Below are 7,251 nucleotides of genomic sequence, written 5' to 3'. Positions count from 1 at the left end.
TTTTTGTTCCCCTTGATACTGTACTACCATAACTATTTAATATTAAAATGTGAATAAATAAATTTATAATTTCGACCTTCCTATTCGTCGAATTTTATGCTAAAGTTAATAAGAAATGGAACTTGATATCATTACAGACCATTAATTATTTCATTAAAATCAAAATTAAACAATAAAATGGCTTTGAACTTCATTTAAAATTCTAAAACTTTCATAAATTATCTAGAGAAAAAGTGTGAAATTTTTCGAAAATGAAAAAACAAATGAAACTCTAATCCAACTGCTCTATGATTTTAGAAACTATTTTCTCAACCGGAATTGTCCTCATAGCATTTTCATAACCTGCCACTTTTTTATTCCCGTAAACTGAAGTGGGGATTTTTGGAAACAAATTTCTATCCGAAATCAAAGCATTTTCAATTGGTTGATTAAACGGCGAAAATCCTGCAAAAGGATGAGTTGCACCCCATAGTGTAATTACTTTTAATCCATACATTGCAGCAATATGGGCATTCCCAGAATCCATAGAAAGCATCACGTCAAGATTACTGATGAGTTGTAATTCTTGTTTTAAATTTATTTTTCCAGCAATGTTAATGACATTTTCTTTGTCTTTTGAAAGCGAATCTAATAACTCTTTTTCTTTTTTTCCGCCTCCAAAAAGAAGAATTTTATAGCCTTTGTTTTCGGCTAATTTATCGATTACTTCCTGCATTAAATCCAGCGGATATACTTTAGAGTCATATTGTGCAAATGGTGCAATACCAATCCAATTGGTTCCAATTGGTTTCGGAAATTCTCCTATTAATCGAATGGTTTCTATATCTAAATCTTGCTTTTTAAGAAAAGCTGACCCAAACTCTTTGGATTTCAAATCAATTGGATATCCTAATTGCTTAAAGACGATTGAGTGTCTTTCGAACATTGTAGGCAATTGTTTGAAAATTTTGTTTTCAGAGCGTGTCAAGGCGGCTTTTTCAGTTCTCCCTTTATCTACAAATGCTGTTTTTATTCCACTAAATGCAAATAAAGTTCGGATAACTTTCGAACGCAAAACATTGTGCAAATCAGCAACTTCAGTAATTCCTTTCGCCTTTAAATCTTTGTACAAACGGAATAATCCCAACAACCCTTTATGTTCGTGATGAACGTGAGCAGTAAAAAAATCAACATTTGGAATGTTCTGAAAAAAAGGTCTAAAAAAAACTCTCGAAACTACCGTGATTTTAACTTCAGGATGTTGTTTTACTAAAGCTAATAGTACTGGAACCGTCATAGCGACGTCTCCCATTGCTGAAAGACGAATTATCGCGATATGTTTTATTGGTTTTGACAAGCCTTCTAAATTATTTCTTGTTTTGGTACAAAACCGGATTCAAATCATCATCATTGTACATTTTCATTTGCTTGTACACTTTCATAAATTTATCTCCTTTTTCAATATCATTTAGTAAATCATCAATTGCTGTCGACAAATCGGTTCTTTGTTCTAACAAAACATTTAGTTTTTCTTGACATTTATCCCTATGATCTTGCGAAGCTTCATCTCTTGTAGCTTCTTCATTCATATGATAAATTTTCAAAGCTAAAATAGACAATCTGTCAAATGCCCAAGCGGGACTTTCTGAATTGATTTTAGCATTTTCCTTTACATTAACCTGACTGTATTTATTTAGAAAATAACCATCAATATACTCCACCATATCGGTTCTTTCCTGATTGGATGCATCAATTCTTCTTTTCAAAGTTAATGCTGCAACTGGGTCAATATTTGGATCACGAATAATATCTTCGAAATGCCATTGTACTGTGTCAATCCAATTTTTCACATATAATAAATGCTCAAATTTATCCTTCGGAAAAGGATTATTTATGGGTTGATCTACATTATCAAATAAATGATAATCTTGAATACTTTGTTCAAAAACGGAATAAGCTAATTTAGAAAACATATTTTTTTATATTAGAAAACAAAGATACTTTTTATACTTTTATAGTCTATTAAAAACTTAAGAAGTTTAATTCAAATTTAAAACAATGCAAACACATTATCTATCTGACGACAATAGTATTCTTAATCACTTTCTTGGTCAAATCAGGAATGTGAATGTTCAACACGACAGCATGCGTTTTCGAAGAAATATTGAACGCATTGGCGAAGTAATGGCTTATGAATTGAGCAAAGATTTACATTATAAGAATGTCGAAATTCAAACTCCTCTGGGAATAAAAAAAACTACAGAAATTGAGGATAAGCTAGTTTTATGTTCGATTCTTCGAGCTGGTTTGCCATTACATTTAGGTTTTTTAAATTACTTTGATAATGCCGAAAATGGTTTTGTTTCAGCGTATAGACATCATCCAAACAATGATGATTATTTTGATATTTTAGTTGAATATCAAGCGGTTCCAAATATTGAAAACAAAACCTTGCTGCTGATTGATCCAATGCTTGCGACAGGACAATCAATGGTTGCCGTTTTTAATAAATTAATGGAAAAAGGACTTCCAAAAGAAATTCATATTGCAGTAATTATCGCTGCTCCAGAAGGAATTGCCTATCTCGAAAAACATTTGCCTGATAGTTGTCATCTTTGGGTTGCAACCTTGGACGAAAAATTGAACGAGAAAAAATATATTGTTCCTGGACTTGGCGACGCTGGAGATTTGGCCTACGGTAATAAATTATAATTGCGAAAAGAAAGCAAATAAACTACTCGCAATAAGCACAAATAAAATCAATTCCTGTTGAAGTTTTGGCTGTTTCAATTCGATATGGCTTGTCGCCATTATTGATAAAGGCGCAATTGTATAGACCAATAAATCATTGCTTTTGTTAGAAGAAACAACAAAAATCAAAACTCCAATAAAAAAGAATCCAATGATTTTTTTAAAAGAGGTATGTAGCACTTGCGGTCGATTGGATAATGAAACAAGCATTGAAATAACAAAAAACAAAGCAATTGTAGCATAAATTGACAAAGCTCCGTTTTGATAATTACTGGTAAAATAATCTATTTTGAAATTGATTGCTGCATTTGTATTTATGAATCTAACTGGGTTTTTATAAAAAATTATTGATAATAGAATCGAAATTATTCCTGCAACAAAAAAAGCTATAAAAGGCAAAACCCAATTTCGATAATCTCTGGCGACGTGAAAAATTATTGAAATAAAAACCAATATCATAAACAGAATACTCCAAAAATGGAATAATGATGCCAAAAAAATCCATAGCGATGCATCAAATATTTTTTCTTTTGACGCCTTCAGCGATTGCAAGGAAATTAACCTTCGAAGAGCTAACAAGACGAAAAAATTGGAAATAATTAAATTAATATCGTTAAGTAGCGAAGGAAAAAAAAGTAAAAATAAGAAGTAGAAAAATATAATGTAGCTACTGTCTTTGCTTAATCCATTTTTCTTTGCAATGAAATTAATAACAAAAATAGAGCTCAACAATACCACAAATAATCCTATTTTCTTCAAAATTAATAATACAGAATTCGCCCATATCAAATCTTGAAACTGATAGATTAAAAAGAAAACCAGCATCAAAATTACTACCAAAACTAAATTTATTGGTGTAGATTTTTTAAAAACACTTGTTATCATAAGGATATTTTATACTTTTGCGATTGTAAATATAATACTTGTACAAAGATGAGAGCATTTTTTGAAGGAATTCAATGGTTATTTGAAAACATTTTTTTTGCCTTACATAATTTTTTAAGAACATTAGAGCTTAAAAGTTGGTTTGCTGCCAATACTATCAACTGGATTTTTATGGCAATTTGTGCCGTGGCTATCGTATATTGGTGCAAACAATTGGTTTTACACGAAAATAACGGTGAAGAAAACCAAGATACAACGGCTCATTCTTTCTTGAAATAATAATTTAAGAAATTGAAACCCCATTGGGAACTATTTTAAATCGTTCCCAATGTCTTTTCTAAAATACATCTTATCAAAATGTAGCTTGCCTATGTTTTGGTAAGATTTTTTTATGGCCTCTTCAAAATTATCTCCAAAAGAGGTCACCGTCAAAACTCTTCCGCCATTGCTTACCACATTGCCGTTATCTAATTTCGTTCCTGCGTGAAAAACAATCGAATCTTCAATAGTTGAAAGTCCAGAAATCACTTTTCCTTTTTCAAAATCTTCTGGATAACCGCCAGAAACAACTACTATAGTTGTAGCACTTCTTTCATCAATTTCAAGTTCGAATTCGTCTAGTTTTTCATTGGCAACGGCCAAAAACAATTCCACCAAATCCGATTTCATTCTAGGAACAACCACTTCCGTTTCTGGATCGCCCATTCTCACATTGTATTCGATTACAATTGGCTCGTTATTCACATTGATCAATCCAATAAAAACAAACCCTTTATATTCAATTCCATCTTTTTGAAAACCTTCGATTGTTGGTTTTACAATTCGTGTTTCGATTTTTTCCATCAAAACTGCATCAACATAGGGAACTGGAGAAACCGCTCCCATTCCGCCTGTATTCAAACCTGTGTCGCCTTCGCCAATGCGTTTGTAATCTTTGGCTGTTGGCAATATTTTAAAGCTTTTTCCGTCGGTCAAAACGAAGCAACTCAATTCGATTCCATCTAGAAATTCTTCGATAACCACTTTTGAACTGGCGTCTCCAAATTTTTGACCAACCAACATATTTCTCAATTCATCTTGGGCTTCCGCCAAATCTTGAATAATCAAAACTCCTTTTCCTGCAGCCAATCCATCAGCTTTCAAAACATAAGGAGGTTGCAATGTTCCTAGAAAATCACATCCTTTCTCTACTGTTTCAGCTGTAAAGCTATCATAAGCCGCAGTTGGAATGTTGTGTCTGAAAAGAAATTCTTTGGCAAACTCTTTACTTCCTTCAAGAGTTGCACCTAATTTTGATGGTCCAATAACCGGAATATCCTTTAAACTTTCGTCATTTTTGAAAAAATCGAAAATCCCTTTTACCAATGGATCTTCTGGCCCAACAACCACCATTTCAACTTTTTCCTCAAGAACTAAAGCTTTGATAGCATCAAAATCCGTTGGACTTATATTAACATTATTAGCTATTGAAGCTGTTCCTGCATTTCCTGGTGCTACAAAAAGTTTGTCGCAAAGTGGACTTTGAATCATTTTCCAAGCAAAAGCGTGTTCTCTTCCTCCTGAACCTAAAAGTAAAATTGTCATTGTGTTGTTGTTAAGTTTGGCAAAAATAATTGCTTTTAGACTTAAAAAATAATTAATTTTTAAAAAGTTGTTGGTTGTAGGTCATTAGTTGTTGGTAAATATTATTTTTGATGAAATATATTCACAAAATGTTTCGATTCTTCGACATATCGCTTCAATTAAATGGTTTTCCGATAAAAGAAGCCAAAGCCGAATTGCGAAAAATTCAATCTATTCCCGAACAAGAATTTGAAATTTTTATTGAAAATAAAAAAAAGGAAATTGTTGACTATCATTTAAAAAATAATTCATCCTATCAAGAGCTTGCTGGCAAAACTAATTTTCAAAATTGGAATGATTTGCCGATAATGACTAAGAAAGATTTTCAGAAACCTTTGATTGAAAGGCTTTCAAAAGGTTTTTCTTTGAAAAATGTGTATATCAATAAAACTTCAGGTTCCAGTGGTGATCCTTTTATTTTTGCCAAAGACAAATTCTCACACGCTTTAACTTGGGCCAACATCATCAATCGATTTGGTTGGCACGGAATTGATTTCAATTCGTCTTATCAAGCTCGATTTTACGGAATTCCATTGGATTTTATTGGCAACAGAAAAGAACGTTTCAAAGATTTTCTGCTTCACCGTTTTCGATTTTCGATTTTCAATATGTCTGACGATGTTTTAGAAGGTTTTTTGCAACAATTCAAATCTAAAAAATTCGATTATATCAACGGTTACACGAGTTCCATCGTTTTGTTTGCCAAGTTTTTACGGCAAAAAAAAATTGTATTAAAAGAAATTTGTCCGACTTTGAAAGTCTGTGTCGTTACTTCCGAAATGCTTTTTGAGGAAGACAAAATCCTGTTGGAAAAACAATTTGGCATTCCTGTTGTCAATGAATACGGAGCTTCGGAATTGGATTTGATTGCTTTTCAAAATCGGGACGGCGAATGGCAAGTAAATTCCGAAACACTTTTTGTGGAAATTTTGGACGACAACAATATTGTTTTGCCTTACGGGAAAGAAGGTCGCATCGTGATTACTTCCTTGTTCAACAAAGCGCATCCGTTTATTCGATACGACATTGGCGACATTGGAATTTTGGATGAGAAAAGCACGCCAAAAAAACCAATTCTTAAAAAATTAATTGGTCGAACCAATGATATTGCCATTTTACCAAGCGGGAAAAAATCGCCTGGATTGACTTTTTACTATGTAACCAAAAGTATCATCGAAGACGATGGCAACGTAAAAGAATTTATCATCAAACAAACAAAAATTGATACTTTTGATATTGAATATGTGAGCAAAACCGAATTGAATTTGGAACAAATCCACAAAATTGAAGACGCTATTGCCTTATATTTGGAAAAAGGATTGGTTTTTACATTCGTCAGAAAAGAAAAACTAGAACGAAGCAAAAGCGGAAAATTAAAACAATTTGTTTCGTTGATGAAATAATCTTGTAGTCGCAAATTGCGACATCAAAATGTTTAAGGTCACAATTTGTGACCTTAAAGAATTATTAAAATATAATTTATGGAAAACGAAATACTACTTTCTGAAGAATTAATTTCTAATAAAATTTACTTTATTAGAAACCAAAAAGTGATGCTTGATCGTGATTTAGCAGCACTTTACGGAATTGAAACAAGAATTTTAAAACAAGCGGTAAAAAGAAATATATCAAGATTTCCCGAAGATTTTATGTTTGAACTTAATAAATCAGAGTTTGAAAATTGGAGATCACAATTTGTGACCTCCAATTCTGATAAGATGGGTCTACGTTATTTACCGATGGCATTCACAGAACACGGTGTACTTATGTTATCAAGTGTTTTGAAAAGTGATAAAGCCATTCAAACCAATATTCAAATTATGCGGATATTTTCAAAAGTAAGACAAATGCTTTTGGACACCACTGATTTGAAAATAGATATTCTTCAAATACAGAAAAAATTAGAAAACCACGACAAAAATATTGAGTTAGTTTTTTCTTATTTAGATGAATTGACCGAGAAAAAAGAAAATGAAAAACCAAGAACAAAAATTGGTTACAAAAAATAACAAT

8 protein-coding genes are annotated in these 7,251 nt (G+C 32.0%); 4 read left to right on the top strand and 4 right to left on the bottom strand.

Features of this window, described 5'->3' with window-relative positions:
- Nucleotides 1-271: 271 nt before the first annotated feature.
- A complete protein-coding gene (locus PHC28_RS01620) occupies nucleotides 272-1,291 on the bottom strand; it encodes a glycosyltransferase family 9 protein (protein ID WP_300096055.1) in 1,020 nt (339 codons plus the stop codon).
- 55 nt (nucleotides 1,292-1,346) lie between these two features.
- Nucleotides 1,347-1,952 carry a DUF4254 domain-containing protein gene (locus PHC28_RS01615; RefSeq protein ID WP_300096049.1) on the bottom strand — a complete coding sequence of 202 codons (606 nt, stop codon included), beginning with the start codon at nucleotides 1,950-1,952 and terminating at the stop codon, nucleotides 1,347-1,349.
- A gap of 85 nt (nucleotides 1,953-2,037) precedes the next feature.
- Here PHC28_RS01615 and upp point away from each other — a divergent pair, with 85 nt between their 5' ends.
- Nucleotides 2,038-2,691, top strand: a complete 654-nt coding sequence (upp, locus tag PHC28_RS01610) for a uracil phosphoribosyltransferase (protein WP_300096046.1) — start codon at nucleotides 2,038-2,040, stop codon at nucleotides 2,689-2,691.
- Here the strand turns inward: upp and PHC28_RS01605 are convergent.
- Complete coding sequence (locus tag PHC28_RS01605) at nucleotides 2,686-3,615, bottom strand: DUF6427 family protein (RefSeq protein ID WP_300096043.1); 930 nt, start codon at nucleotides 3,613-3,615, stop codon at nucleotides 2,686-2,688. The genes upp and PHC28_RS01605 overlap by 6 nt on opposite strands.
- A 48-nt stretch (nucleotides 3,616-3,663) precedes the next feature.
- Between PHC28_RS01605 and PHC28_RS01600 the strand changes: the two genes are divergently transcribed.
- Nucleotides 3,664-3,894 carry a uracil phosphoribosyltransferase gene (locus PHC28_RS01600; RefSeq protein ID WP_300096040.1) on the top strand — a complete coding sequence of 77 codons (231 nt, stop codon included), beginning with the start codon at nucleotides 3,664-3,666 and terminating at the stop codon, nucleotides 3,892-3,894.
- 30 nt (nucleotides 3,895-3,924) lie between these two features.
- Here the strand turns inward: PHC28_RS01600 and purD are convergent, their stop codons facing one another.
- Nucleotides 3,925-5,199, bottom strand: coding sequence for a phosphoribosylamine--glycine ligase (gene purD / locus PHC28_RS01595; protein ID WP_300096037.1), 1,275 nt, complete (start codon nucleotides 5,197-5,199; stop codon nucleotides 3,925-3,927).
- A 128-nt stretch (nucleotides 5,200-5,327) separates the two neighbouring features.
- Between purD and PHC28_RS01590 the strand changes: the two genes are divergently transcribed.
- Together PHC28_RS01590 and PHC28_RS01585 are read left to right on the top strand one after the other, a co-directional pair.
- Nucleotides 5,328-6,641, top strand: coding sequence for a phenylacetate--CoA ligase family protein (locus tag PHC28_RS01590; protein ID WP_300096051.1), 1,314 nt, complete (start codon nucleotides 5,328-5,330; stop codon nucleotides 6,639-6,641).
- Nucleotides 6,642-6,719: 78 nt separating this feature from the next.
- Nucleotides 6,720-7,247 carry an ORF6N domain-containing protein gene (locus PHC28_RS01585; protein ID WP_300096035.1) on the top strand — a complete coding sequence of 176 codons (528 nt, stop codon included), beginning with the start codon at nucleotides 6,720-6,722 and terminating at the stop codon, nucleotides 7,245-7,247.
- Nucleotides 7,248-7,251: the final 4 nt, after the last annotated feature.

The organism is Flavobacterium sp. (genome assembly GCF_028712645.1).
Classification (GTDB): domain Bacteria; phylum Bacteroidota; class Bacteroidia; order Flavobacteriales; family Flavobacteriaceae; genus Flavobacterium.
The sequence above is the reverse complement of the archived record's forward strand: the minus strand, read 5'-3'. Positions and strand labels throughout refer to the sequence as shown.

Excerpts from the sequence above, each read along its gene's own strand:
- upp (WP_300096046.1), top strand. The coding sequence starts at position 2,038 with ATGCAAACACATTATCTATCTGACGACAATAGTATTCTTAATCACTTT.
- PHC28_RS01600 (WP_300096040.1), top strand. The coding sequence starts at position 3,664 with ATGAGAGCATTTTTTGAAGGAATTCAATGGTTATTTGAAAACATTTTT.
- PHC28_RS01605 (WP_300096043.1), bottom strand. The coding sequence starts at position 3,615 with ATGATAACAAGTGTTTTTAAAAAATCTACACCAATAAATTTAGTTTTG.
- PHC28_RS01620 (WP_300096055.1), bottom strand. The coding sequence starts at position 1,291 with ATGGGAGACGTCGCTATGACGGTTCCAGTACTATTAGCTTTAGTAAAA.
- purD (WP_300096037.1), bottom strand. The coding sequence starts at position 5,199 with ATGACAATTTTACTTTTAGGTTCAGGAGGAAGAGAACACGCTTTTGCT.
- PHC28_RS01590 (WP_300096051.1), top strand. The coding sequence starts at position 5,328 with ATGTTTCGATTCTTCGACATATCGCTTCAATTAAATGGTTTTCCGATA.
- PHC28_RS01585 (WP_300096035.1), top strand. The coding sequence starts at position 6,720 with ATGGAAAACGAAATACTACTTTCTGAAGAATTAATTTCTAATAAAATT.
- PHC28_RS01615 (WP_300096049.1), bottom strand. The coding sequence starts at position 1,952 with ATGTTTTCTAAATTAGCTTATTCCGTTTTTGAACAAAGTATTCAAGAT.